Origin of the sequence: Corynebacterium sp. KPL2680, from assembly GCF_040225675.1 — a bacterium.
Classification (GTDB): domain Bacteria; phylum Actinomycetota; class Actinomycetes; order Mycobacteriales; family Mycobacteriaceae; genus Corynebacterium; species Corynebacterium rhinophilum.
Genome location: NZ_JBEHFM010000004.1, coordinates 1 through 26,421, shown reverse-complemented (window position 1 = coordinate 26,421; position 26,421 = coordinate 1). Strand labels below are relative to the sequence as shown.

At 56.9% G+C, this 26,421-nt stretch carries 25 protein-coding genes; 8 read left to right on the top strand and 17 right to left on the bottom strand.

Annotated elements, in window-relative coordinates; all coding sequences use genetic code 11:
• Nucleotides 1-2 precede the first annotated feature (2 nt).
• On the bottom strand, nucleotides 3-1,391 hold the full coding sequence (locus ABRP66_RS03085; protein ID WP_284769502.1) for a class II 3-deoxy-7-phosphoheptulonate synthase: 1,389 nt from the start codon (nucleotides 1,389-1,391) through the stop codon (nucleotides 3-5).
• A 44-nt stretch (nucleotides 1,392-1,435) separates the two neighbouring features.
• On the bottom strand, nucleotides 1,436-1,945 hold the full coding sequence (locus tag ABRP66_RS03080) for a polyadenylate-specific 3'-exoribonuclease AS (protein WP_284784644.1): 510 nt from the start codon (nucleotides 1,943-1,945) through the stop codon (nucleotides 1,436-1,438).
• A gap of 75 nt (nucleotides 1,946-2,020) precedes the next feature.
• Here ABRP66_RS03080 and ABRP66_RS03075 point away from each other — a divergent pair, with 75 nt between their 5' ends.
• Nucleotides 2,021-3,208 carry a glycosyltransferase 87 family protein gene (locus tag ABRP66_RS03075; RefSeq protein ID WP_284769501.1) on the top strand — a complete coding sequence of 396 codons (1,188 nt, stop codon included), beginning with the start codon at nucleotides 2,021-2,023 and terminating at the stop codon, nucleotides 3,206-3,208.
• Here the strand turns inward: ABRP66_RS03075 and ABRP66_RS03070 are convergent.
• The 6 genes from ABRP66_RS03070 to ABRP66_RS03045 form a co-directional block, all read right to left on the bottom strand.
• Nucleotides 3,114-4,208: an acyltransferase family protein gene (locus ABRP66_RS03070; protein WP_284769500.1), complete on the bottom strand. Its 1,095-nt coding sequence runs from the start codon at nucleotides 4,206-4,208 to the stop codon at nucleotides 3,114-3,116. The two genes, ABRP66_RS03075 and ABRP66_RS03070, sit on opposite strands and share 95 nt — an antisense overlap.
• Nucleotides 4,209-4,270: 62 nt before the next feature.
• Nucleotides 4,271-5,011, bottom strand: coding sequence for a lysophospholipid acyltransferase family protein (locus ABRP66_RS03065; protein ID WP_284769499.1), 741 nt, complete (start codon nucleotides 5,009-5,011; stop codon nucleotides 4,271-4,273).
• Nucleotides 5,012-5,034: 23 nt separating this feature from the next.
• Nucleotides 5,035-5,970, bottom strand: a complete 936-nt coding sequence (locus tag ABRP66_RS03060) for an ROK family protein (protein ID WP_284769498.1) — start codon at nucleotides 5,968-5,970, stop codon at nucleotides 5,035-5,037.
• A 38-nt stretch (nucleotides 5,971-6,008) separates the two neighbouring features.
• Nucleotides 6,009-7,112, bottom strand: coding sequence for a glycosyltransferase family 4 protein (locus ABRP66_RS03055; RefSeq protein ID WP_284769497.1), 1,104 nt, complete (start codon nucleotides 7,110-7,112; stop codon nucleotides 6,009-6,011).
• On the bottom strand, nucleotides 7,113-8,156 hold the full coding sequence (locus ABRP66_RS03050; RefSeq protein WP_284784549.1) for a C40 family peptidase: 1,044 nt from the start codon (nucleotides 8,154-8,156) through the stop codon (nucleotides 7,113-7,115).
• 121 nt (nucleotides 8,157-8,277) lie between these two features.
• Complete coding sequence (locus ABRP66_RS03045; protein ID WP_349838320.1) at nucleotides 8,278-8,907, bottom strand: C40 family peptidase; 630 nt, start codon at nucleotides 8,905-8,907, stop codon at nucleotides 8,278-8,280.
• A 1,540-nt stretch (nucleotides 8,908-10,447) separates the two neighbouring features.
• Between ABRP66_RS03045 and ABRP66_RS03040 the strand changes: the two genes are divergently transcribed.
• On the top strand, nucleotides 10,448-11,008 hold the full coding sequence (locus ABRP66_RS03040; RefSeq protein WP_284782420.1) for a hypothetical protein: 561 nt from the start codon (nucleotides 10,448-10,450) through the stop codon (nucleotides 11,006-11,008).
• 610 nt (nucleotides 11,009-11,618) lie between these two features.
• Here ABRP66_RS03040 and qcrB read toward each other — a convergent pair.
• The 6 genes from qcrB to ctaC all read right to left on the bottom strand — a co-directional run bounded on the left by qcrB (nucleotide 11,619) and on the right by ctaC (nucleotide 18,078).
• Nucleotides 11,619-13,241 (bottom strand): cytochrome bc1 complex cytochrome b subunit, encoded by a 1,623-nt coding sequence (gene qcrB / locus ABRP66_RS03035; RefSeq protein WP_284782419.1) that lies wholly within the window; start codon nucleotides 13,239-13,241, stop codon nucleotides 11,619-11,621.
• Nucleotides 13,241-14,461 (bottom strand): cytochrome bc1 complex Rieske iron-sulfur subunit, encoded by a 1,221-nt coding sequence (gene qcrA, locus ABRP66_RS03030; RefSeq protein ID WP_284852533.1) that lies wholly within the window; start codon nucleotides 14,459-14,461, stop codon nucleotides 13,241-13,243. Before qcrA ends, qcrB begins: the two co-directional genes overlap by 1 nt.
• Nucleotides 14,458-15,345, bottom strand: a complete 888-nt coding sequence (qcrC, locus tag ABRP66_RS03025; protein WP_284769491.1) for a cytochrome bc1 complex diheme cytochrome c subunit — start codon at nucleotides 15,343-15,345, stop codon at nucleotides 14,458-14,460. The genes qcrA and qcrC overlap by 4 nt, the downstream gene beginning before the upstream one ends.
• 56 nt (nucleotides 15,346-15,401) lie before the next feature.
• Nucleotides 15,402-16,013: an aa3-type cytochrome oxidase subunit III gene (gene ctaE / locus ABRP66_RS03020; RefSeq protein WP_369707792.1), complete on the bottom strand. Its 612-nt coding sequence runs from the start codon at nucleotides 16,011-16,013 to the stop codon at nucleotides 15,402-15,404.
• Nucleotides 16,014-16,553: 540 nt separating this feature from the next.
• Nucleotides 16,554-16,985 (bottom strand): aa3-type cytochrome oxidase subunit IV, encoded by a 432-nt coding sequence (gene ctaF / locus ABRP66_RS03015; protein WP_284769490.1) that lies wholly within the window; start codon nucleotides 16,983-16,985, stop codon nucleotides 16,554-16,556.
• A gap of 19 nt (nucleotides 16,986-17,004) precedes the next feature.
• The gene (gene ctaC, locus ABRP66_RS03010; protein WP_284782417.1) at nucleotides 17,005-18,078 is read right to left on the bottom strand and encodes an aa3-type cytochrome oxidase subunit II; all 1,074 of its coding nucleotides are present in this window, start codon (nucleotides 18,076-18,078) and stop codon (nucleotides 17,005-17,007) included.
• A gap of 388 nt (nucleotides 18,079-18,466) precedes the next feature.
• Between ctaC and asnB the strand changes: the two genes are divergently transcribed.
• Nucleotides 18,467-20,389: an asparagine synthase (glutamine-hydrolyzing) gene (gene asnB / locus ABRP66_RS03005; protein ID WP_349838319.1), complete on the top strand. Its 1,923-nt coding sequence runs from the start codon at nucleotides 18,467-18,469 to the stop codon at nucleotides 20,387-20,389.
• Between the two features lie 92 nt (nucleotides 20,390-20,481).
• Here the strand turns inward: asnB and ABRP66_RS03000 are convergent, their stop codons facing one another.
• Nucleotides 20,482-20,826, bottom strand: a complete 345-nt coding sequence (locus ABRP66_RS03000) for a HesB/IscA family protein (RefSeq protein ID WP_005283948.1) — start codon at nucleotides 20,824-20,826, stop codon at nucleotides 20,482-20,484.
• A 142-nt stretch (nucleotides 20,827-20,968) separates the two neighbouring features.
• Between ABRP66_RS03000 and ABRP66_RS02995 the strand changes: the two genes are divergently transcribed.
• Together ABRP66_RS02995 and ABRP66_RS02990 are read left to right on the top strand one after the other, a co-directional pair.
• Complete coding sequence (locus ABRP66_RS02995; RefSeq protein WP_284769487.1) at nucleotides 20,969-21,649, top strand: DUF3043 domain-containing protein; 681 nt, start codon at nucleotides 20,969-20,971, stop codon at nucleotides 21,647-21,649.
• A gap of 12 nt (nucleotides 21,650-21,661) precedes the next feature.
• Nucleotides 21,662-22,438: a nicotinate-nucleotide--dimethylbenzimidazole phosphoribosyltransferase gene (locus tag ABRP66_RS02990; protein ID WP_284782414.1), complete on the top strand. Its 777-nt coding sequence runs from the start codon at nucleotides 21,662-21,664 to the stop codon at nucleotides 22,436-22,438.
• Between the two features lie 45 nt (nucleotides 22,439-22,483).
• On the opposite strand, the gene ABRP66_RS02985 is transcribed toward ABRP66_RS02990, so the two are convergent.
• Complete coding sequence (locus tag ABRP66_RS02985; protein WP_349838318.1) at nucleotides 22,484-23,578, bottom strand: branched-chain amino acid aminotransferase; 1,095 nt, start codon at nucleotides 23,576-23,578, stop codon at nucleotides 22,484-22,486.
• 105 nt (nucleotides 23,579-23,683) lie between these two features.
• On the opposite strand from ABRP66_RS02985, the gene ABRP66_RS02980 reads away from it, so the two are divergent.
• Nucleotides 23,684-25,180, top strand: a complete 1,497-nt coding sequence (locus ABRP66_RS02980) for a leucyl aminopeptidase (RefSeq protein WP_349838317.1) — start codon at nucleotides 23,684-23,686, stop codon at nucleotides 25,178-25,180.
• Between the two features lie 38 nt (nucleotides 25,181-25,218).
• Nucleotides 25,219-25,755: an isochorismatase family protein gene (locus tag ABRP66_RS02975; RefSeq protein ID WP_349838316.1), complete on the top strand. Its 537-nt coding sequence runs from the start codon at nucleotides 25,219-25,221 to the stop codon at nucleotides 25,753-25,755.
• A 5-nt stretch (nucleotides 25,756-25,760) separates the two neighbouring features.
• On the opposite strand, the gene ABRP66_RS02970 is transcribed toward ABRP66_RS02975, so the two are convergent.
• Nucleotides 25,761-26,171, bottom strand: coding sequence for an oxidoreductase (locus ABRP66_RS02970; protein ID WP_284769482.1), 411 nt, complete (start codon nucleotides 26,169-26,171; stop codon nucleotides 25,761-25,763).
• Nucleotides 26,172-26,296: 125 nt separating this feature from the next.
• On the opposite strand from ABRP66_RS02970, the gene ABRP66_RS02965 reads away from it, so the two are divergent.
• A partial coding sequence (locus ABRP66_RS02965; RefSeq protein ID WP_349838348.1) for a biotin/lipoyl-containing protein occupies nucleotides 26,297-26,421 on the top strand: 125 nt, incomplete at its 3' end.

Here is a 26,421-nt window from a genome sequence, read left to right as displayed (position 1 = left end):
AGCTAGTTCCGCAGCATCTCTGCGATGAGGAAGGAAAGCTCGAGAGACTGTTGCGTGTTCAGGCGCGGATCGACGGCGGATTCATAGCGGCCCGGCAGATCTAGGTCGGTGATGTCCTCGGCGCCGCCGAGACATTCCGTGACATCTTCGCCGGTGAACTCGAGGTGCACGCCGCCCGGGTGGGTGCCCAAATCGCGGTGTACCTCGAAGAAGCCCTGCACCTCGTCGACGATCTTGTCAAAGTGGCGGGTCTTGTACCCGTTGGACGAGGTAAAGGTATTGCCGTGCATGGGGTCGGACTGCCACACCACGGTGTGCCCGGAGTCTTCGACGGCCTTGATGATGGGTGGCAACACGCTGCGGACCTTATCGTGCCCCATGCGGGAGATGATGGTCAAGCGGCCGGGCTCGCGGTTGGGATCCAACTTTTCGGCATATTCCACGGCCTGCTCAGGCGTGGCGCCAGGACCAAGCTTGATGCCCACCGGGTTGCCGATCATGGCGGCGAAGTTGACGTGGAAGTCATCCAGACCACGCGTGCGCTCACCAATCCACACTTGGTGCGCGGACAGGTCATAAAGCTTGGTATCACCATTATCGTCTTGGCCCAAGCGCAGCATGGAACGCTCGTAATCCTTCAACAGCGCCTCGTGTGAACAGTAAATATCCGCCGAGTGCAAGGTGGAATCCTGCACGCCGCAGGCATTCATGAATTTCAGGCCGTTTTCAATCTCGCGGGCCAGATCCTGGTAGCGGGCACCGGCGCGCGATTTACGGACGAACTCCCGGTTCCATTCGTGCAGGCGGTACAGGTCAGCGGTGCCGGAGGAGGTCAAAGAGCGTACCAAGTTCATGGCCGCGGAAGAGTTAGCGTAGGCGCGGATCATGCGTGCCGGGTCATGACGGCGATCCTCATCGGTGGGTTCCACGCCATTGACAATGTCCCCACGGTAATTCAACAAGCCATTCGCGTCCGTATCCGAAGAACGCGGCTTCGCATACTGCCCAGCAATGCGACCCAGCTTCACCACTGGAACGGAAGCACCATAGGTCAAGACGACGGCCATCTGCAGTAAGGTTTTGACGTTGCCGCGAATATGCGGTTCGGTATTCGATTCAAAGGTCTCGGCGCAATCGCCGCCTTGCAGGAGGAAAGCGTTTCCTAGTGCGACATCGGCAAGCTGCCGCTTGAGCTTCTCAATCTCCGGGGCAACCACGATGGGCGGCACCGACTCGAGAATCTTGCGCACGTTATCGGCTTGGGTGGGATCCCAACTAGGCTGTTGCTTTGCGTCACGCTTGATGACGTCCTGGAAGACCTCCTCAATGCCCTCTGGCAATGGTGGAAGATCAGGCAGAACACTTTGCGGAATATCTACTGTCCAACTCACTCTTCCATTTAACCATTTACTGCCTGTCGATTGGTAGTTAACTGCTAGAAATTGATTCTATTCCCCTTGGACAAGGGCAAGACCTCGGTGCAGGCGCGGAATTTAGCGAGGTTATGGCGGGCATCGACAAGCGCATCGTGATTGCCCTTAGGCACGGCCGGCAAGCTGGGGCGGCCGGCGAACTCCCACAGCTGCTTCAACTCGCGGGTATAGCGCGGCAGGCGCTTGGGCAAGCTCGCCATATCGCCCCACAGCTGCGCCAAGACCACGTGGTCATACGCGCCGACCCAAGCCCACAATTCAATTGGCGTAGAGCTGCGCGTGAGAAACTCCAGGATTTCCGTGCGGATGGTGCGGGCCGGCTTCCATGCAGAATCCTGGGGGCTGGGCAGCTTAGCCAACACGTTTTCCTTGACCCAAGAATTGGCCTTAGACGGGTCAAAATCCGTGGATACGGCATAATATTCACTTCCGTTTTCACCGACGATGCCGATGGAGACCAATTCAATGGTCTTGCCATCCTCGATAAATTCGGTGTCATAGAAGTAACGCACGTTTCCCAAGCCTAGCGCTGCGGCGATGGGCGCGGGAAATTGGCCCCACGATCGCGCCACTGTAAAATTTTGCGGGTGAGCAGAACCGATAATAAAGCCCTGTGGACCACCGCCCTCCCCCTAATCCTGTCTGCGCTCGCGGCGCTGTGGTGGATTATCGATATTCCTGCGTTATTCTCGGGCGAGCTTCGTGCCTTTTACCACATTGACCTCGATGTTTACCGCGAAGGCGGGGCCGGCTTCGGCAGCGATCTTTATGATCGTGACTATTTCGTAGGCACTGACCGCAACTTTTCCCTGCCTTTTACCTACCCACCGTTTGCGGCCCTGCTCTTCGCCCCGCTGCAGTGGGTCCCCCTCACCGCTGCCGCCGTGGTAGTCACGGTCCTCTCCGTACTCGCATTGTGGGTATGCATTGCGCTGGTATTGCGCTCCCTCAACTGCCAGGAATGGGCGGCTTGGGGGCTTTTTGCCGCCATGCTGGCCGAGCCGATTACGCAGACCTTTAGTTTTGGTCAGATCAATATCCTGCTGACCGCACTAGTGGTCATTGATTTGCTGTGGGTGAAAAAGGCCCGTGGCATCCTGACCGGCATCGCCATTGCTATCAAGCTCACTCCCGCCGTCTTTTTGGCCGTCTTCTTCGTCCGCCGCGAATGGAAGGCCTTCTTTACCACCCTGGGATCCTTCGTAGCCGCTGGCCTCATAGCCTTCGCCGCCAATCCGCATAGCTCGATTGAGTATTGGACCTCCACCTTGCGGGATTCCGAACGCATCGGCGGCCTAGCCTATAGCGCCAACCAGTCCTTGCGCGGCTTGTTTACCCGCCTTAGCCCCGATAACGCTGAAACTCTGTGGCTCATTGGCGTTATCGTCGTCATTGCAATTGTGTGGTTTGCCATGGAGCGCCTTTCCCACGGCAATCAGGTCGTGCTCATGCTGCTGGCGGCGTCTGTGTCGCTGCTGTGCTCCCCCGTATCGTGGTCACACCACTTCACCTGGCTGGTATTAGCGGGCGTCTACTTGGTTGCCAGCCGCCGCTGGATCCTAGCGGCACTCACTTGGCTGGCGCTATTTGCCCGCGGCCACTGGAAAGTTCCGCATACCGAAGACCAAGAACTGGACTGGACGTGGTGGCAGCACATCGTTGGCAATGACTACGTCATCATTACCGTGTTGTTGGTTGCTTGTTCGCTACCATTGGCTCTACGGCGGGGCGGCGCCTACCGATCCGCGGCGGAACCAGTGTCCAGCCAAGGATAGGGACCTTCCCCAGCGCCCACAGTGCAAGCGAAGAAATAGCCGTAAAGATAAAGCACATAGCGATCCAAAACCACGTGTTTTCCAGCGGCCACGTCCCCGCCAAAGACACGACATAATCGTGATGCGCCATGTAGTACCCGTAGCCCACCGTCAAGCCAATAGGGTGCGACAAATAAATCGGTAGCGTGTGCCGTCCGACGAACTTCACGCCTTCTGCAATCCACGGAATGTGGCTAATGAGCACGGCGCCGATAATGCCCGCCGGCACCTCCAGTGCCTGTTCCACGAGGCGCACTAATAAGTTGACATCTCCCCAACCTAAAAAGTCCGCGCCCAGCAGGGGCCAGTTAAAAGCAACATCAGCATCGTTGCCATCCCACACGTGGCGCAGGGCCAGGCCTGCACAATAAGCGCCGATGGCTGAGGCATACGCTCCAGCACTGCGCATGCTCCACGAGCCGCGGAATATCTCTTCTGCCGCAGCAGCAAAACGCGTGATTGGCTCGCGAAGAAAGGCGGCGCCTACGAAGATGGGAAGGAACATAATGGCCTTGCCAATAAACTGAAACTGTTCCTGCCACGCAATAAAAAGCACGGGAGTAAAGCTCAGGCCGATTCCTGCCCACGCCGGTAAAGCACGCACACACCACAAAAATAAATTGAACAAAATGAGCGCGTGGATAAACCACGCCATCGTATGGCCAAGGAAAAGATTTTGCAGCATCTCGGCCATACCCATGGAGGAGTCACCGAAAACCCACTGGTATTCCAGCTGTTTGGTCATATGCTCTACGGACATCCACACCAAATATGGGATGAGGAAAAACCAGAGCCGGCGGGTAAATAACTCCGCGAAACTGTAACGAAAGACTTTATAAGAGAAGTAGCCGGAGACCAGAAAGAACAGGGGAAGGCGCAGGGGGTCGAGAAAGGTATTGAGAGTTGCTAGCCACGTTTGTTCGGCTCCTGGCACCTTCAGCGTGATGTGTAGGAGCACCACGCCGATGATAGAAATTCCTTTTGCGGTATCCGGCCACGCTAAGCGGGCCTGAGGAATTGTAATTACCTCCCTTTAATCTCCGCACCGGCGGGGTATCCGTGGCCGGCCTTTAATGATTCCTTTACATCAGCCGCATAGACATCCACATAGGGATTGCCGGAGAGCTCGGCTAGTGTCCCCATGACCATGTCCGTGAACGCTCGAATGGTCTCGTGCTGCTGCGGATCCATGCCGTGCTCGCGCGCCCAATCGTGCGGGTAAATGGGATCTCCCACGCGCATCCCCACCTTGGCGGGACGGACAATCCACGAGCCGATTGGGTTAGCCTTGCGAGAATTGATCATAACGACGGGGTAGACCGGCTGATTGGTCTCCATGGCAATGCGCCCCATCCCGGTACGCCCCTTGTATACACGCCCATCTGGAGACCGCGTTCCCTCTGGGTAGATACCAAAGAGATCACCGCGCCCCAAAATCTTCCGTGCGGTCTCGAGCATGGCCTCCCCCGCTGATTCATGATCCCGCTCAATGGGAACTTGCCCGACGGAGCTAAAGAACCACTTCTGCATGCCGCCCACGAGGCCGGGGGTGGTGAAATACTCCGCCTTGGCCAAAAAAGTAATTTGGCGCGGGCACAGCAGGGGGAAGAAGAAGGAATCCATCACCGCTTGGTGGTTGGACACCAAAATCGCGGGCCCCTCAGCAGGGATTTTTTCCATCCCTTCTGACCAAGGGCGGTTCCATACACGCAGGGCGGGCCCGAAAAAGATGTGCTTAAACGCCCAGTACCATTTGTTTTTCATCTCCAGCTCGTCCTTCGCTCATTCTAGTGGCCGCGGCGGGCCAGGTCAGCTACGCCAATCATACCTGCTGCCGAGCCCAATTCCGCGGTTGCAACGCGAGCAAGGGGGCGATGCCCAGCGCCGACTATATCCCGGCCCATGGCAGCGGTGGCTTCCTCTAAGTACATATCCGCATCTTGGGACACGCCGCCGCCAATGACAATGAGCTCCGGATCAAGCACATCAGCCACGATGGATAGGCCTTGGCCCAACCACTGCCCAAAGTTCTCCATTACCGCAACACCAAGTGGGTCTCCCCCACGTGCCGCGCGTGCAACCTGCTCACCGGTGGGATACGGCGGCAAGGAGGTCTCATCATAGTTTGGGCGCAGTTCGCGCGCGGTATCCGGCAGGGCCGTGCCAGAGGCATAGCGCTCCAAGCAGCCCCGTTTGCCACACGAGCACTGCCTGCCATTGGGAACCACAACGATATGACCAAATTCCGGAGCAGTTCCAAACGCGCCGCGGTAGATGGTGTCGTGGGTCATCAAGGTAGCGCCAATGCCGGTGCCGACCGCAAAAAATACCCAATCCTTCGCGCCGCGCCCCGCGCCAAAGCGCCATTCTCCCCAAGCGGCGGAGTTGGCATCATGCTCCAACCGGACATGCAGCCCCAAGCGCTCCGCAAGGTTTTTCCGGACGGGCGCATTCCGCCACGGAAGATGCGGGGCGAAGCGGACGGTCTCACACTCTGGATCCAAAAATCCCGCAACAGCAAGGCCCACCGCACCCACGGGATAGTCTGCGCGCAGCTCCTCGACGATTGCTACCAGGTCATCATCAAGTTGGCGCGGGTCGCCCGAGGTTGGCATGGTGCGACTCGCGAGGATGTCCCCGTCTCGAGTAATTACTCCACCGCGCACATTGGTGCCACCGACATCGAAGCCGATAGTAAGATCGGCGGAGTTGTTTTCAAGCATGGATATCAGAATATACCGACAACCGGGCCAGGGTCACATCAAGCCATAAGCTTTCTCAGCCGCTGCCCCATAATCTCCCAGCTCCAGTGCTTTTCGACGTGCCTGCGTCCCGCCTGCCCCATACGAGTACGCATTTCCGGCGAGCGCAAGAGCGCCTTCAAGGCAGCCACAAGCTCATCAACAGATGTGCCCTTGACGACGATCCCCGTCTCCTCCGAAATAGTCTCCGGCGCTCCCCCAGAATCACCAGCGACGACCGGGACCCCGCAGGCCTGTGCCTCTAGGTAAACAATGCCCAAGCCTTCTACGTCCAAGCCTCCGCCGCGAGTGCGCGCCGGCATGGCAAAAATATCCGCGGCATGAAGTGCAGTTTCGATGCTGGGAGCCGGCTGAATCACCGCATCGGGGCAATAAAGCTCCGCCAATTCTCGCAACGCATCGTGATAACGCCCGCGCCCAATCAGCATCAACTGAGCATCCGGGAATTCTTCTCTGACCTGCGGCATCGCCCGCAATAATTGGTCTTGCCCCTTGCGCGGGACTAAACGGGAAATACAGACGATGGTAGGTCCGGTCACTCCGAACTCCGCCTTCGCGGCCGCGCGCTGGGCAGGGGTTGCGGGAGAAAGCAAATCTAGGCTGACTCCAGAGGGCAGGTGAGCCCACTCTGGGTGCGGGCCAAAAGGCCCGCGCAGGCGCCGCAGAGTGTAATCCGAGATATATGTAATGACGTCGGCGTTATTGCCAATCAACCGCAGGCATTGCCGGGCCAGTGGAACCATAGACCAGCCCACCTCGTGGCCATGCGTCGTTGCCACCACGCGGCGTGCCCCTGCCTGCCGCGCAGCCTTGCCCATCAGCGCCAACGGTGCTGCCGCACCAAACCACACGACGTCAATGCCTTCCTGCCGGATGATCTCCTGCATGCGGCGCGTGGTTGCGAGGGTGGGCAGCATCACGCGATGTGGCCACCGAATGACTTTGTAGGCAACCGAGGCGTCATAGTCCTCAGGTGGCTCTTGGGTTGAAGCGAATACTACGACATCGTCTGGGTCAAGCGCTTCAAGGTAGTCCCGCAGGTAGGACTGGATTCCTCCGACTTTGGGAGGAAAGTCATTCGTTACCAGCAGTATGCGGGCCACTTAGAATCGTGCAGTCCCCGAAATAGGCATCGAGTTGAGCGGCACGACCTGAACCGGCACGCCATAGGTTGAGGCGTGTACTACCTGGCCGTTGCCAATGTACATTCCGACATGGGTAACTCCTGGGTAGTAGCCCACGATATCGCCAGGCTGCAGCTGATCAACCGGCACGGAGGTGCCACCTGCAATTTGTGCTTGCGAGGTACGCGGAATGGTCTTCCCAATTTGCTGGTATGCCCAGTACATCAGACCAGAGCAGTCGAACTGGTTCGGGCCGGCAGAACCCCAGCCATAGGGCGAACCCAGCTTGGACAGAGCCGCAGAGCTAGCGCCATCAGCGATCTCTCCCAGGTCGAAATCCAGTTTATCCGTGCCGCCGAATTGTCCTTCCCAAGCTTCGCGCTGTTCATCGCTCAGCGCATCCACCTGAGCTTCGATGTCCGCCTGCTGCTCTTCCAGCGCATCCTTTTGCTTCACCAGCTCATCGCGCTGCTTTTCGAGGTCCTTCTTTTCCTCGCGCACCTTTTTCGCAGCGTCAGCGGCTTCTTGCTGAACCGCTTCAGCCATTGAGACGGCATTTGCCTTTGCATCGAGGGTGCGTTGTGCCTTGCGGGAAAGCGCACCCAAATATCCCATGCGTTCTACGGCGTCTGTTGGGTCTTCTGCAGCCAGAGCGCCCGAAACGGCGGAACGGGAGTCTCCCCGGTAGCGGGACTGTGCCAAATCGTCCACGCGGCCTTGCTGCGTAGAGACATCGCCCTGCGCGTCATGTACGCGTTTTTGGGCCTCTGCGGAGACTTGCTCCGCTTGAGCGACCTCTTCTTCCTTGGCCGCGAGCCTATCTTCTAGCTCTTTGACTTCCTCATTCTTCGCCGAGACCTTACGAGCGACCTCTCCGACGCGATCCACCAGATCATCGACGTTTTCAGAAGTAGATTCTTGGTTCGGTTCCGCCTCCTGCGCGATAACTTGCGGGAGGCCAGTAAGAGAAGTGACAGCGAGGACTGCGGTTAATGCAGCAGCTGGGAGCACACGTTTAGACACGAGAAGACCTTCAACTCAAAATTTTCAAAAATCGATTTTACTATAGCGGGTTTTAGCCGCCGTTGCACAACAAAACCCTTCCCTTTTTCGCAAAGGGAAGGGCATGTCATTTCACTGCGAATTAGAAGCGCACAGCGTTGTTAATCGGCATGTAGTTCAAGTCGCGCTCCTGCACAGGGGTGCCGGAGTTAAGCGCGTCAATGATGGTGCCGTTGCCGGTGTAGATACCGACGTGGGAAGCGCCACCGTAGTAGGAAATGATGTCACCAGGCTGGAGCTGGTCCAGGGAAACAGGGGTACCGCCAGCGGCCTGAGCCTGGGAGGTACGCGGAATCTGAACGCCAGCCTGGGAGTAGGCCCAGCTGGTCAAGCCGGAGCAGTCGAAAGCGTTTGGGCCAGCAGCGCCGTAAACGTACGGCGAGCCGAGGACGGAGCGTGCAGCTTCCAGAGCCTTCTGACCAACGGTGGACGGTGCCGGAGCAGCCTGCTGCTCTGCAGCAGCGATGAAGCTGTCGCCACCCTGGTTGGAAACCTGGCCCAAGGACGGGACATACTTGTCAATGTTTGGGACCTGGTCAATGTTCGGGACGTTTTCCAGACCGGCAACCTCGAAACGGTAGTCGGTATTAGGAACAACGACCTCGGCAGCCTGAGCAACGCCTGGGGCGGCGACAGCTGCGGTTGCAGCGATGGCTGCAGTAGATGCGATACGACGGGTATTTACAGTGCCCTGACGACGGTGCTTTGCCACGAGAAAAACTCCAAATCTTCCTACGCGTCTACTTTTCCTTGTAGAAAAGCTCTGACCCTAGGGCCTAGTGTTCATTGGAGGACCGTTCCTTTAGGCCTTCCTCCACTCGGCCCCTCAGTAGGAGGAGCCAGATGCGACGCTTTAAATTTTCATTTCCTATTGAGCACCTTTTCGGGCGGTAACTCAATGTCTCAAATAGGTTACGAAATCATCACAATCAATGTCCATTCACGATCCCGGATCCGGCTTCGTTACACGTTCGTTATCTTATTTTGACCAAGCCGAGACAAACACGCCATAACGAACATCCAATAAAGCTATTACTGAATTTTACTGGCCATACACTGCAGAAATAGCCGAAAGTCACACACTCCGCAACCGGCAATCCACTCCTCGAACCCCAAACAAAGAGTGCCAAAAAAGTTATATGTGAGGTTCCTCACACGTCTTTTGGTTCGGCCCCTTCCGTGTCAACAGACTAATTCTTTAACAGACCCTAGCCATTCAAAAAATATTTAACCGCTGTCGATTTGGGGTAGTTGGTACCGTGAGTCCGCGTAGTTGGTACCAGGGTTACGCGTACCTGGTACTGCAAGGGTTTTCTTTCATAGTTGATGCGACACCACGATTCGTTGGTGTCGCATCAACTTCTACTTGGAAAGAAGCTCATTGTTGTGGCTAACTTCAAACAGATTCTTACGATATGCCTTGACGGTGCTAGCTATACGCAGATCGCACATACATTGGGGCGGGGCCTAACCCCGACGTGTCTATTTTCCGGGGGTCAGGCCCTCAGTCGTAAGCCGTCTCAACAACGGCCACCGAATCCACATAGGAGACTTTGACATGCGCAAAGCCACATCCCCAATAGGACCGGACAAATAGAGCAAAAAGCCGGGCCGACTCATTCGGGCCGCCCCGGTACCAACTACCCAGAACACGGCAGTACCGAGTCCCCAGAACACCGGTACCAAAAACTCGCATTTGACAACCGCAATCCGCAACTGGCTAACATTACTTGGAATATGTGGATCCCAAACTGAGCTCCAGGCCCCTTCTCGCTATACAAGACCAGTTGCTGCTCGTCTATGCCCGCCCCTTCAACGCGCAACATCGGAACAACCCCTATATGCCGTAGGTCCGGCGACAAAGTTGCTTTCCTTGGCTTGTGTAGAAAATTCGCCCTCTGTGCCGCGTGGGTCTGCCTACTATGCCCGGAAATTCTGCAGCTTTTTCATCCATCAAAACGAACCATCCAGCGTCAATACCAGCACCAGCCCCCGTCACCCCCGTATGCGCTTGCAACAAACTCGACGGTCACTCCAGTCGCGTTGGTGGCACTTACGCGACGACTGCTATGACTACACGCTGCCTCAATTCTTCGGTTGCACCACTGCATTCGTCACCATAAACGGCGCATCAAATATCCCACAGTGCAGAGGTGCCTACAGGCTCAATTTGTTAGGCTGAAAATTGGCTGTCCTGATACTGAATTTCAGCTGAAATTTCAAATACACCGTGCTGCCGTGACCGGAGAGCCATGGCTCGATACACCGTTTACTTTAAAGAATTGGAGAAGAAAATGCGTAGAACGCTTACCTTAGGAAGCGTCTTACTGGCCACTTCGCTAGCAATCACTGGCTGCGGCTCCTCTGGAGGGCCAGAAAAGGCTCTTAAGAATGCCGCTGACGAGCAAATGGAAGTTCACACAAACCTGTTGGAAGCTGCTCAGCAACACCAATCTGGCGACAGCAAAAAGGCCGAAGAATCGGCACACGAGTGGGTAGATCAAGCTAATGAATTCCAGACAGATTATCTCTGCAAAGAGCAGCGAAACCCAGTATCCCCAGATGAAGTTGTTGCGACAGTCCAAAGCTTGAATCCCTCAGATGTCCCAAGTGAAGAGGAACTCGAGGAGCTAAAGGACAAGAAGGACGATGCGCTCAAAGATCTAGAAGAGTCTGATTCCTCGTCAGATGATGAAGCTTATGTAACTTCAGATAACGAAGATTTTGCAAACTATTTCAATACCAGCGAAATCGAGTTGAAGAAGGAAGATGGAGACTGGAAAGTTTGCGACAGTTCTTTCCAGCTCTTTTAAACAGAACTTCGAAAAATCAATTGTTGCTCGTTGCCTTCTCATCGAGCAATATTTGGACTAAGACATTGAAATAGTCCGTTGATCGTTGAGAGTTATTTTCTTCGCTCCCCTAACGAGGTAAAAAGGCCCCCTTCGTATGGGATATAGGCCGACACTACATCCCTACAATCGTATCGGACTAAGGCGCCAATCTCGCTGACACTTTTGAATACTGCCTGACGACTCTAGTTTCGCCAGGCAGTTCTTTCGTTTGGTGTCGAGAGCATCGACTATGCGCGTTGGACCCGAATTACCCTGCCTTTATGCAAAGGCCTACTAGGGATGAGCTCGGTAGCCCTTTTACAAACGCTGACACTACTTCTATTCTCGCGATAGAGATCCAGTAGCCTACGAACTACTCGTCGTTTCCTAAGACATCATTGCGCGAGGTTACCTTTTCCAAGCCACATGCACTAGACCTTTAAAAAAGTGTTTGCGGTAGAGAATTTAGACAGTAGAACCGCCCGCAGCTATCAATAAGTTCGAAAACAAACAAGCCCGCTGTTCGCCTCAAATTAGGCGAACAGCGGGCTTATCTAGTGAGCGTGTATCGAGCTAACCCAAGGAGAGGCTAGATGCGGCCGTTTTCCTCGTCATCACGACGGTTGGCCTCGTTGAGGCGGCGGAACATCTCCGCTTCCTCCTCGTGGTTCTCCTCGTGAATCTCGTGAACGCGACGCATGAGTTCCGGATCATCCGGGCTGAAGGTGCCCTGGATTTCGGAATCAGCGTAACCAAGGTGGTTAAGTTGCTTCGGCACCTGAGCGCCTGCGTACTCAAGCGGTACTGCGTGGCCGTGCTCGTCAACGGGGCCAAGCGGCTGGTGGACCTCAATGAAGGCACCATTAGGCAGCTGCTTGATAACACCGGTAGCGATACCGTGCTCGAGCACCTCCCGGTCAGAACGCTGGAGACCAACGCAAATGCGGTAGGTCATGAAGTAGGCAATCGGCGGCAAGATAATCAGGCCGATACGGCCCACCCAAGTCATCGCATTCAGCGAAATCTGGAAGAAGTGCGCGACGTGGTCGTTACCACCGGACAAGGTGACCAGCAAGAAGAATACGATTGCTGCTGCACCAATTGCGGAGCGGGTAGGAACGTCACGCGGACGCTGCAGAAGGTTGTGGTGTGCATCGTCACCAGTGAACTTCTTCTCCAAGAACGGGTAGGTGATAAGCAATACGACCATCAGGCCACACAACAGGGCTACCCAGAACGCAGAAGGAATCGTGTAGTTGCCCAAGTACAGCTCCCAAGCTGGCATGACACGAGCCACACCGTCTGTCCAGAGCATGTAGATATCGGGCTGGGAACCTGCAGAAACCTGGGAGGGGTTGTACGGACCAAGCAACCAGATGGCGTTGATGGTCAGCACACCGGACATAAGAGCCAGCACACCAGCAACCATCATGCCCATACCAATGGCCTTAGTTGCGAAGACCGGCATAATGCGGACACCGACGACGTTGTTCTCTGCACGACCCGGTCCAGGGAACTGGGTGTGCTTCTGGAACCAAACCATGATCAAGTGGGCTGCGATAAGGCCCAGGATGATGCCTGGGATGACCAAAACGTGGAGGATGTAGAAGCGGTCCAGCATCAAGTCGGACGGGAAGTCGCCGTTGAAGATGGCCCAGTGCAGCCAGGTACCGATAATCGGCAGACCCAGAATGATGGCGGACATAATGCGCAGACCAACACCGGAAAGCAGGTCATCCGGCAGGGAGTAACCGAGGAAGCCCTCGATCATGCCCAGCAGGATAAGGGTGCAACCAATAATCCAGTTGGCTTCGCGCGGGCGGCGGAAAGCACCGGTGAAGAAGATGCGCAGCATGTGCGCAACCATCGACATCATGAACAGTAGTGCTGCCCAGTGGTGCATCTGGCGGACAAAGAGGCCGCCGCGTACCTCGAAGGAAATATCAAGGGCCGTTGCGTAGGCGCGCGACATCTCAACACCGTTAAGCGGTGCGTAGGTGCCGTCATAGATGACCTTCGTAATAGAAGGGTCAAAGAAAAGCGCCAGGTATGTACCGGTTAGTAGAAGAATGATGAAGCTATACAGCGCCATCTCACCGAGCATGAAGGACCAGTGGGTCGGAAAGACCTTGTTCAGCTGCGTCCTTAGCACGCCGGCGGCGCTGTAGCGCTCGTCCATGTTGTTGCCCATTTGGGCGAGTTTATTGCTCATTATGACTTACGCTCCCAGAATGCCGGACCGACAGGCTCAATGAAGTTGCCCTCTGCAACAAGGTAGCCCTCATCGTCCACCGTGATAGGCAGCTGTGGCAAAGCACGAGCAGCCGGGCCGAAGACCGGCTTACCGTAGTGCAATGCGTCGAACTGCGACTGGTGGCAGGGGCACAGGATTCGGTTGGTTTGTGCCTCGTACAACGAAGTTGGGCAACCAATGTGAGTACAAATCTTGGAGTAGGCGTAGTAATCGCCGTGGTGGAAGTCTTCCTGTCCCTCACGCTCGATTGCCTTCTGCGCATCGGAGTGGCGCAGACGAATCAACATCACCGCATTGCGGTTGCCGTGGATGGAGTGCATGTGGTTTTCGTATACGTCGCGCTTAGCGTCGTATTGATCACCGTCGTTAACGTCTTCTTCCGCAAGCGGGAAGACGGTCTCCATGCCGCCGGCGGCCAAGTCCTCTGGGCGAACGCGCACGAGGCGGGTAACGCCTTCGGTGGTGTAGTGCTCGCCGGACTCACCGGAGTGCTTCTCAGCAATGGTACCGGTATCACGCGCGAGGTAAAGCTTGACGCCCTCCTCGTGCAACGTCCAACCGGAGGTCCACAGCGTGCCGTCACCGGCGTAGTTCAGCTCGTGACGTACCTTCCATGGGTTGCGGATTGCGCCAGCGAGCGGTGCGATAACCGTCAAGCCGAAGAGCACACCGGCTCCACCGAGAAGACCCTGGATAGTCTTGCGGCGACCGAGCGTGGAGGTCTTCCACGAGTCGTTCAAGAGAGCGGTAAGAGTACGACGGTCAACTTCTTCCGAAGGACCATCGTGGCGACGCTGCACTGAAATCTCTTCCGGCAGAATCTTCTTGACGTACTGCACGATGGCAAAGCCGAGTCCAAAAATGGAAAGTGCGGCGGTAATACCAAGCAGCGGGGTGTAGAGAGTGTGCCATACAAGGCCGTCCTCCCCTAGCTGCTTGTACTGCCAAGGCCAGAAGAGGTAAACACCCAAGAAGCCCAAGCCGCCGATAACGGAGATTGCCAGCCAAATGGCGACGTTGCGCCCCGCGCGCTTTTCTGCGGGGTCACCTTCAACCGGGAAGCGCTCCTTACGGAACGCTACGGTCACATCATCGAGCTCGGTACCAAGTGCAGCAAGTTCATCATTGCTCATCTTATCGAGCTCTGCGTCAGTGTAATTCTTTTTCACATTGCTCATGAGCGCGATCCAATCCACATAGCAGCGGCGCACAGGGCGCTGATACCAATAATCCACATTGCCAGGCCTTCAGCCACTGGGCCGAGACCGCCAAGGTCCCAACCGGCTGGAGACGGAGTCTCTTCTGCAGACTTCAAGTAGGCGATGATGTCCTTCTTTTCGTCTGCAGTCAGCTGGCGGTCAGAGAACTTTGGCATGTTCTGCGGACCGGTCAACATTGCCTGGTAGATCTCCTGCTCGTTAGCAGGCGCGAGCTCAGGAGCGTATTTACCGGAGGAAAGTGCGCCACCCTGGCCGGTGAAGTTGTGGCAAGATGCACAGTTCATGCGGAACAGCTCGGAACCCTTAGCAACGTCTTCGGCCTGAATCTGGCCGTTGTAGTTAGCGCCACGAAGGGATTCCTGAGCGATGCTTCCATCGTCGTTGTAGACGATGTCCGCGCCGCCACCGTTAGCTGCAACATAAGCGGCCAGCGCCAAGGTCTGCTGCTCGGTGTAACGCGGAGCCTTGCGCTCTGCCTGAGCGTCGTTGGACATCATCGGCATACGGCCGGAGTGAACCTGGAAGTACACCGAGCCGGCACCGATACCTACGAGAGAGGGGCCACGGTCTTCGATGCCCTGCAGATTGGCACCGTGGCAAGTGATACAAGCGGTGTCATAGATGTCCTTACCCTCTTGAACGAGGGCTTGGTCATCTTTTTCCGCCGTAGCGACCTGAGCGTCAGGCGTCAAGGCAGAGGCCAAGACGCCAGCGCCGGTCAAACCGATGGCCAAAGCGAAACCACCTGCGAGGGTGCGCTTCGCCTTGCGGCGACGGCGGGTCTTCTTAGCCGTGGCAGTGGTCTGCTCCACTGCCTCGGACTGCGAATTGTTATCCATCATTTTCCTTTAGATAACTCGAACACGGGAGGACTGTTTTGGGGAGAGGTTCGCCGACACTACTGAATCAAGTAGATAACGGTGAACACACCGATCCACACAACGTCAACGAAGTGCCAGTAGTAGGACACTGCCATGGCGGCAGTAGCCTGTGCCGGCGTGAATTTAGATTTAGCGATACGCGCCAGAATGATTGCAAAGGAAATCAAACCGGCGGTTACGTGCGCAGCGTGGAAGCCGGTGATGATGTAGAACACCGAACCAAAGACGCTGGACTGTACCGTCACGCCTGCGTGAATCAACTCAGCCCACTCAAACGCCATGATGCCTAGGAAGACAACACCCAATACCAGCGTGATGGTGTACCAGAGTCGAAGCTTGTAAACGTCACCCCTTTCTGCGGCAAACACGCCGAACTGCGAGGTCACGGAGGAAGAAATCAACACTGCAGTAATGAGAAAGCCCATTGGCAGGTTGATATGGGCAGTGTGCTCTGCCCAATCGCCTTCCTGGCCGTTCGCTCGCGAGGTGAACCACATCGCGAACAGTCCGGCAAAGAACATCAATTCCTGAGACAGGAACACGATGGTGCCCACGCTGACCATATTGGGTCGGTTCAGCGAGGCAACACGTGGTGCTGTCATACCTTGGTTAGAAACTACGCTCGTCACAGTGGTAATTATGGCTGTTCTAGACTCTAAAGTCACTTCAATTCCCCCCGCTTCCGCCATTCGGTTTTCACCAAATTGCCAGCTACCGATAAGGAATGTCTTGTGGCCTACCAAGATTAATTACCTGGGAACTTTTTGTATTCTTTTCCGACGAGACATCAACGCAGGTGACACACTTAAACTTCATCTATAGCCACGATCGCTACCTTTTTGTCTGCTCGAATCACGACAATCCATCCTTCATCCGCAACCGATTTGGACAAGTTTCTTAGAGAGATAAATCACACGGCGGTTTCCGGGGAAAATTGCCCGTTTGCAACTTTCGGATGACCCCCGCAGAAATAGGGGTTTACGTGCTAGGATGCCCCTTTGCTGCCCACTTATAACCTGGGCGCATCCGCTCTCCCCCTCCCCTAAAAAAGTTCTGGATTCTCGGGAACTTTCCTATTTTGTTTACGACGAGGATCGCCAAAGCCCTCCCCACCGTGGTGTGCTGAGGAGGGCTGAGAAGTTTAGGCAGTGGTTGCGACTAGATATGTACTAGTGCTTTTCCTTAGGCAGGCCATACTGCAGGGACAGGCCGGCACAGGCTGCAATCAAGCAGACAGCACCCAAGGCGATGAGCCAGTAGTACAGGAAGATGACGCCAAGGCCCAAGAATCCGATGGAACCTGCCATAGCCAGTGGCCAGATGGAGCTCGGGGAGAAGAAACCCAAGATACCAGCGGAGTCTTCGGTCTCTGCTTCTTCCCAGTCTTCCGGCAGAACGTCGCTGCGGTTATCGGTGAAGTGAAGGTAGCCACCCAGCATAAGGCAGAGCATGACGGAGAGGAACATGCCTACGATGCCAACCCACTCGGCACCGTAGAGGTAACCATCATCCTTCACGAGGGTGACGCCAAAGATATAAACAATCAGCGAGACGAAAAGGTAAGTCGCGATTGAGTAAAAGACTTTCGATGTTGCACGCATTGTGTAATGTCCTTATCTCTTATGCCGCGGTCTTGACGTAGTTGTCACCATCGGCCGTGTCACGCTCGCCGGAGAACGGGTGGGTGGTAACTGCGTACGGATCCTGGCCAATTTCCTTCAACGCCTCAGCGTTGGTGGCATTCGGGTTCTTCTCGCGGAAGTCCATGTAGGCATTGAAGTCCTCTGGGGAGACAACGCGAATCTCAAAGTTCATCATGGAGTGGTAGGTACCGCACATCTCGGCACAACGGCCAACAAAGGCGCCTTGCTTATCAATCGACTCGACCTGGAAGCTGCGCTCCTGAGCGTTAGATTCAGGGTGTGCATAGACGTCGCGCTTGAACAAGAACTCCGGAACCCAGAATGCGTGAGAAACGTCAGCGGAAGCCAAACGGAATTCGATTGCGGTATCGGAAGGAAGAACCAGAACCGGAACCTCCTCGGTGGAACCTACGGTCTCAATCTTGTTGTAGTTGAGGTAGGAAAGGTCGCCCTTGGACTTACCGTGAATTGGGTTGGGGTTATCCACGCCTTCAGGGTCATGGGCGGTCTTTTCCGCTTCGGCCTGGCGCGCTTCGTCCGCACCGTTATAGTTCTCACCATTGACGCGGTTCTCGGCGTAGCCGAACTTCCAATTCCACTGGAATGCAGTGACGTCGACAACCACCTTTGGATCCTTATCCAATGCGGTGACCTTTTGCTGGGTCTGCACCGTGAAGAAGAACAAGGCCATGATGATCAGGATTGGAACGATGGTCAATACCATTTCCAATGGCACGTTGTACTGCGTCTGGCGCGGGAATTCACCCTTGCCATCGCGCTTGGCCTTCTTCGCGCTCCAGCGGAAGATTGCAGTAAGGAAGAGGCCCCACATGACGAAGCCGACAATCCAAGCTGCAACCCAGACCCAGATCCAGAAGTTGTACATTGCCTCAGCCTCAGGGGTCACACCCTTTGGCCAACCGAATCCCAGGAGGTTCTCTACAGCAGTTGGCGCCTGAACGTCACAACCAGCCAGGGCGAGACCGCCTAGGGCAAGTGCGCCAGCTACGCCCGCCTTACGGGCGAAGGTGCGCTTATTACGCTGTCCCACGTGTGTTCTGCCTTTCTGTCCACACAAACTTCTCGAATACTCACAGAGCACCCTTACCCAATCAGAATAATGGATAAATGCTTGGTTCCCAGCCTTTTTGAAGCTTAAAAGGAGACCCAGGGCGCTCAATTTATATCCACGTTCCAGTAGGTTACCGCCCCACCTGCACAATGTTCCAACCGTACCCCCGGTCTGCACCTTTGCCATGTGCCTTAACTCACAGGGAACAATTCCGGCCATCATCCGAAAGTTCGCACCCTTACGGGGAAGCTGAATTTAAGCTTTTCCGCAGCTTCTTCCAAGCCGTGGCGCTTTCTGGTTTCCACCCCATGCACCGTAGAGTAGGACACCGAGCACTAGTCGCTTAATTAAAAGGAGCTATCTTTACATGTGCGGACTTCTTGGCATGCTCGCGGCCACCGGAAACGTGGACAAATATGTCGACGCGCTCGAGCGGTCGCTTCCTTGCATGCACCACCGCGGACCGGATGCAGCCGGTACTTGGCATGATGGCGACGCCGCCTTCGGCTTTAACCGCCTGTCCATTATCGACTTGGAACATTCCCACCAGCCCCTGCGCTGGGGTCCCGAAGATGAACCAGAGCGGTATGCCCTTACCTTTAACGGCGAGATCTACAACTACGTTGAGCTCCGCGAAGAACTCAAGGCCTTGGGCTATACCTTCTATACGGAAGGTGATGGCGAACCCATTGCGGTGGGCTATCACCACTGGGGCAAGGACGTCGTCGAGCACCTGCGCGGCATGTTTGGCATCGTTATTTGGGATACCAAGACCAAGACCATGTTTGCCGCGCGCGACCAGTTCGGCATCAAGCCGCTTTACTATGCCACCACGGACGCCGGCACCGTCTTTGCCTCCGAGATGAAGTGCATCCTGGAGATGGCCGAGGACATTGGTCTAGAACTCAACCTTGACCGTCGTGCTATTGAGCACTATGTCGACCTGCAATACGTCCCGGAACCGGAATCCCTGCACGCCAATATCCGCCGGGTGGAATCCGGCTGCACTGTGACCCTGAAGCCGGGCGAGGAGGTCGTCTCCGAGCGCTACTTTAAGCCGCGTTTCCCGGTCCAGCAGGTACCAGAAGGAAAAGAACAGCAGCTCTTTGACCGCATTGCAGAAACGTTGGAGGATTCCGTCGCCAAGCACATGCGTGCCGATGTCACCGTTGGCTCTTTCCTCTCTGGCGGCATCGACTCCACCGCCATCGCTGCCTTGGCCAAACGCCACAACCCGGATCTGCTGACCTTTACTACAGGCTTCGAGCGCGAAGGCTATTCCGAGGTGGACGTGGCCGCGGAATCGGCGGCCGCCATCGGCGTGGAGCACATCGTCAAGATCGTCTCGCCGGAAGAATACGCCGAGTCGATTCCTAAGATCATGTGGTACCTGGATAACCCGGTGGCCGATCCTTCCCTCGTGCCGCTGTACTTCGTGGCCCAAGAGGCCCGCAAGCACGTCAAGGTGGTCTTGTCCGGTGAGGGCGCCGATGAGCTCTTCGGTGGCTACACCATCTATAAGGAGCCGCTGTCGCTCGCCCCATTTGAGAAGATCCCCTCTCCCCTGCGCCAGGGACTGGGCAAGCTTTCCCGCGTGCTGCCAGAAGGTATGAAGGGCAAGTCCCTGCTCAACCGCGGTTCCATGACCATGGAGGAGCGCTACTACGGCAATGCGCGGTCCTTTAACTTTGAGCAGATGCAGCGCGTTATCCCATGGGCCAAGCGCGAGTGGGATCACCGCGAGGTCACTGCGCCCATCTATGCGCAGTCGGAAGACTTTGACCCGGTAGCCCGCATGCAGCACCTTGACCTATTTACCTGGATGCGCGGTGACATCCTGGTCAAGGCCGATAAGATCAATATGGCCAACTCCTTGGAGCTGCGCGTGCCATTCCTGGATAAAGAAGTATTCAAGGTCGCAGAATCCATTCCGCACGATCTGAAGATTTCCCACGGCACCACCAAGTACGCGCTGCGCAAGGCCATGGAACAGATCGTTCCCGCGCACGTCCTCAACCGCAAGAAGCTGGGCTTTCCCGTACCCATGCGCCACTGGCTGGCCGGCGACGAGCTCTACGGCTGGGCACAGGACACCATCAACGATTCCCAGACGGAGGACATCTTCAATAAGAAGGAAGTTCTGGAGATGCTCAAGGAGCACCGCGATGGCGTCTCCGATCACTCCCGCCGCCTGTGGACCGTGCTGTCCTTTATGATCTGGCACGGCATCTTTGTGGAAAAGCGCATCGACCCGCAGATCGAGCAGCGCGACTACCCAGTCAAGCTTTAGGCCGCATTGGGTAAAGCTCTACACCGAGCCATAAAGACATAAAAATAGGGTGAGTGCCGCGAAGCACTCACCCTCTTTCTTTATCCTTCGGTTTAGTTGAAGGAGTCGCCACACGCGCAGGAGCCGGTAGCGTTCGGGTTATCAATGGTAAATCCCTGGGACTCGATGGTGTCAGCGAAGTCGATCTTGGCACCGGTAAGGTACGGCACGGACATCTTGTCCACGACGAGCTTGATGCCACCTACCTCGTCGACCTTGTCACCATCGAGGCTGCGGTCGTCGAAGTAGAGCTGGTAGCGCAGGCCAGCGCAGCCGCCGGGCTGCACTGCGATGCGCAGGGAGAGATCGTCGCGGCCTTCCTGATCAAGCAGGCCCTTTGCCTTTGCGGCTGCGGCCTCGGTCAGAATGACGCCGGTTTCGGAAACTGGAGCGGTCATCACTTCTCCTCAAATGTGTCTTGGTTGCGTAGCCACTACCCTACCCGCATCTACGAGGAGGGAAAAGGTAGCCCATAGTAATAACAACGCCGTGGGCGGGCCTATTCCCCTCTCGGGAGCGAAACCTTGTAGTCTGATCAGCGTGAAACTTCCGTGGCAAAAAGATGACAAGACCTCCCCTGAACCTGCTCCCGTGCAGGAAGAAGTTCAGGAAGAAACCCACCGCAAGGGGTATACCCCTCCGAAGGGTCGTCCCACGCCAAAGCGCCAGGAACAAGAAATCGCGCGCGGCGTGAAGCGCGATCCACATGGGGTATCCGATGCGCAGCGCTACAAGCGCCGCAAGGAACTCAAAAAGTCCATGAGCAAGGACGAGTGGAAAGAATATAAAAAGCAGGAGCGCAAGGAACGCAACCAACGCAACCGCGAAAGCCAAGAGCGCATGGCTGAAGGCGATCCACGCTTCCTCCCTGCCCGCGATCAGGGCGAAGAGCGCGCCTACGTGCGCGATTGGATCGACGCCCGCCGCACGCTTTCGGAATGGGTCATGCCGATGGCGCTTGCCCTTATCGTCGTGGTCTTCGTGACCTATGCCGCCCCCAGCATCGCCGACCTCATCAATGCGATTGCCATGGTGGTCATCCTCATCTTCGCCATCGACGGCATCTGGCTGGGCCGCCGTGCTAATAATGCTGTGCGCAAGAAGTTCCCCGGTACCACCGCCACCGGCTTTGGCCTGGGATTCTACGCATTTTCCCGCGCCAGCCAGCCCCGCAAGTGGCGCATTCCTCGCCCGCGCGTAGAGCGCGGTGCCGACGTTTAAGGAAGCACGCTCATGGCTGATTCCCCGCAGCTTTACCCCTACGGTCGGCTAAGCGGTGCCGCACAGTGGCTAGCCGCCTGCCAGGATCGCTCCCCCGCTTCCGAGCCACATCGGGTGCGGGCCATCATCTTCGCCGAGGACGGTGACGGGATCCCACAGGCCACGGAGACCGCCGCTCGGCGGGTCGGGGCCAGCATTAAATCCGTCACGGTGACGGATTGCTCCACCGCCTATGACCTAGGCGTGCAGGCAGCGGATGCAGAGATTGATGGCGGTGCGGATCTATTGATTCCTGGCGGCATCGACAGCACGCAGGCTGCCGCGGCCGTCATGGGGGTCATGGCGCAGGAGGAGCCGGTGGTGGTCGTCGGCAAGCAGCCAAGCGTCGAGGCTTGGAAGGCCGAGGTTGCGGCCATTCGCGATGCCATGTTTCGGATGCGCGACCTGACTGGGCGGGAGCTCATCAAGGCCTGCGGCTCCCCCGTATTGGCCGCGCTGGTCGGCTTTATCTCCCAGGCGGCGCGGCGGCGCACACCCTTGCTTGTCGATGCCCCCTTGACCTCCACCGCCGCCGTATGCGCCGCTGCAGACACGCGGATCCACGACTGGATCCTTGCCACCAATATCGCGCCGCAGCCGGCTCACCGGTTGGCCTTAAAAAAGCTGCGGCTGGAGCCCCTGCTCGAGCTGCCGATGGAACCGGTACCGGCGCTCGGCGCCTTGGCTGCCCTACCCCTTTTATTACTGGGCGTAGAAATCACCGCGGACGCGACGCAGGCAGAGGCCTAACTGCGCGCCGCAGGTCCGCCTCGCGCCGCGTTACACCGCGGCGCGCTAGACCAGAGTGTGCAACCAGCCGTGGGCATCCTCCACGGCGCCGCGCTGGATACTGGTCAGGCGCTCGCGCAAGGCCATGGAGACCTCGCCTGCCTCGTTATTGTTGACGCTGAAATCGGTGTCCTCACCAAGGACGCGCCCTACCGGCGTGATGACGGCGGCGGTGCCGCAGGCAAAGGCCTCGGTCATCTTCCCTGATTCCACATCGCGCTGCCATTCTTCGGCGGTGATGCGTCGCTCGCTGACCCTATAACCCATGTCTTCGGCGACCTGCAACAAGGATTGGCGGGTAATGCCGGGTAGCAGGGAGCCAGAGAGTGCTGGCGTGACGATCTCGGCGTCGCTACCGGTGCCGTAGACGAACATAAGGTTCATCCCGCCCATCTCTTCGATGTACCGGCGTTCGATGGCATCCAGCCAGACCACCTGGTCGCAGCCCTTTTCTTCGGCCTGCGCCTGCGCCAACAAGGAACCAGCGTAATTGCCGACGAATTTCGCGGCACCGGTTCCGCCCGGCGCAGCGCGAACATAGTCAGTAGACAGCCACACCGAAACCGGCTTAATGCCGCCGCTGAAATACGCACCGGCGGGCGAGGCCAAGAGGATGAATCGATACGCATTAGCCGGGTGAACGCCTAGCGATACCTCGGTAGAAATCATAAAGGGGCGCAGGTAGAGCGATGCTTCCCCGCCTGCTTCCGGTACCCAGCTCTTATCGATGTCCACCAGCTGGCGCAGTGCCTCGATGAATTCTTCTTGGGGTAGCTCGGGCATCGCCAAGCGCTGCGCCGAATTAATAAAGCGTTGCGCGTTTTGATCAGGGCGGAAGGTAACGATGGAATCATCGGGCTGCCGGTAGGCCTTAATGCCCTCAAAAACGGCCTGGCCGTAGTGAAAAACGTTGCTCGCTGGGTCCATCGTCAGCGGGCCATAGGGACGGACCTGCGCATCGTGCCAGCCTTTCTCCGTGGACCAATCAATGGTCACCATGTGGTCCGTAAAGTACTGGCCAAAGCCGGGATTGGCCAGAATTTTATCTAAATCTGCTGCCGCCGTTGGTTGATTCGTACGGGTAATCGTGTAATCAAGCATGCCCACAATCTACTCCTTTTATCTATAGCCGGGTAGGAATATGTTCACTCTAGCGCGGTACCATGGGCAGAAGTTTCATTAGTACCAATTAAAAAGGAGGACTTTATGTCTCAGTACACTGGACCCGCACGTGGGGCATTTCCTGAGCTTAAGCTAGAAAAGAAGGTCCCGAAGAACGCGCAGGCCCTACTCATCGCCGCATTTAAGGGCGAGGAGGGCATTGAACTTCCAGGCACCTCGCTGCTCAAGCCGGCCGCGCTGCGCGAAGCATACGAGTCCCTCATCGCCGTGGGGGCAACCGGCAAGGCCAATGAGGTCACCCGCATCCCGGCGCCCAAGAAGGCGGAGGTCGATTCCATCATCGCCGTCGGCCTTGGCGATGCCGAGGACCTCGATGCAGAAACCTTGCGCCGCGCCGCCGGCAGCGCCGCACGCTCGATATCCAAGGTGGAAGAGGTGGCCACCTCCTTGGGCGATTTTGGCATCGCTCCCACGGTAGAGGGCCTTACCCTGGGCGGTTACAAGTTCAAGGGGCTTCGTTCTAAGTCCGGCAAGGATTCGGAGCAGCCAGCCGCCTTTACCGTGGTGGCAGAAAAGTCCGCGCGCGAGGAATTCGAGGCGGCCAAGATCACCGCGGAGTCCGTGGTGATTGCCCGCGACCTGGTCAATACCCCGTCCAACCTGCTGTACCCGGAGTCTTATGCAGACTTCCTCTCCGCCCAGGCTGATGAAGTTGGCCTCGATGTAGAAATCTTGGACGAGAAGGCACTGCAGAAGCAGGGCTTTGGCGGCATTACCGCCGTCGGCCGCGGTTCCGCTCGCCCGCCGCGCCTGGTGCGCCTGAGCTGGAACCCGAAGAAGGCGAAAAAGCACGTGGCGCTCGTGGGCAAGGGCATCACCTTCGATACCGGCGGCATTTCCTTAAAGCCGGGGTCTGGCATGTGGGACATGATTTCCGATATGGGCGGTTCCGCCGCCATGGCCGTCTCCATCATCGCTGCGGCCAAGCTCAACCTGCCAGTGAAGATCACCGCTACCCTGCCGCTGGCAGAAAACATGCCGGGCGATAACGCCACCCGCCCAGGCGATGTCATCACCCACTACGGCGGCATTACCTCTGAGGTTCTCAATACCGATGCGGAGGGCCGCCTCGTGCTTGCCGATGCCATTGCGCGCGCCAGCGAGGATAAGCCCGACTTCCTCATCGAAACCGCCACGCTGACCGGCGCCCAGATGGTCGCCCTAGGCGAGCGCACCGCTGGCGTCATGGGTTCGGAAGACTTCCGCGACCGCATGGCGGGCATCGGCCGCGAGGTCGGTGAAAATGCCTGGGCCATGCCGCTATTGGAAGAACACGATGAATCCGTGAAATCCGCCAGCGCCGATATCCGCAATATCAATGCCAAGCGCGAGGGCGGCATGGAATACGCCGGCACCTACTTAAAGCAGTTCGTGGGCGAGGGCATCGAATGGGCACACATCGATGTCGCCGGGCCTTCCTTCAATACCACCGGCGCTTATGGCTATACGCCAAAGATGGGTACGGGCGTTCCCACCCGCACCGTCATCGCTGCCCTCCGCGAGATTGCTGAATCAAAGTAATACCTCACGTAGCCGCCTGGGCATAAAATAGCGGAGTTATGAACACTGCTTTAATCATCGTTGATGTCCAACACGATTTTTGCCCAGGCGGCGCGCTTGGCACCGATCGCGGCAACGAGGTTGCAGAGAAGATCTCTTCTTTGCAGACCGAGTACGACACCGTCGTTGCCACGCAGGACTGGCACATCGATCCGGGTTCCCACTTTGCGGAGGACCCGGATTTTGTCGATTCCTGGCCGGTGCACTGCGTCGCCGATTCCTATGGCGCCCAGATGCACGAGGCGATCGGGCCTGCGCAAGCATATTTCCGCAAGGGTGAATACACCGCCGCGTACTCCGGCTTTGAGGGTGAAGCGGACGGCGTATTGCTGGCGGATTGGCTGCGCGAGCACGCTATCGATGCGGTAGACATCGTCGGCATTGCCACGGATCATTGCGTGCAGGCAACCGCGGCGGATGCCCTAAAGGAAGGCTTTTCCGTCCGTGTCTTGAGCGAATACTGCTCTCCTGTGGATCCAGACCGCGGTAATGCCGCCTTGGCAATGCTAGGAAAAGCCGGCGCCACCATCGTCTAGGCCTATTAACTTAAGTCTTGCCCCGAATCAGGGTTCTCGCCGCGCTCAAAACGGGCGCGGCGAAGGCGCTGTTCTTCCCTCTTGCGCAAGATACGTTGGCGTTCCATACGCTCGCGCATGCGTTGGGGGTACCCGGTTTCTTCGACATCAAAAACGTCGCACTGCAATAGTTTTCCTACCGCGTCAATCCCCTTCGGCCCGCCGATGCGCCGACGGATAAACTCACCTTTTTCATCCACGACGACCACAGACATTTCATTGACCACGGTCTCAGGCTCGATAAATGCCTCGACAAACGCCTTATCAGCCGCCCACAATTTGAGCTCTTGTTCATCTTCTGGGCGAATAGTTTCTCCCGGACCGCGGGGCGGTCGCAGTGGCGATCGGGACTTATTGCGGCGGAAGAGGTTGAACATAACCCACTAGTTTACCCGCATGGAGGGTATTACTAACCCCACTACTGCACGATGACGGGCATCACGCTGTAAGATTGTGCGGTAGCGATAGAATACTTCCAACTTTTCGAGGAGTCTTAAAACTCATGGCGAACTCCGTTGAGATGCCCGAGCTGGGCGAGTCCGTAACCGAAGGCACCATTACCCAGTGGCTTAAGTCCGTCGGCGACACCGTCGAGGTGGATGAGCCTTTGCTCGAGGTCTCCACCGA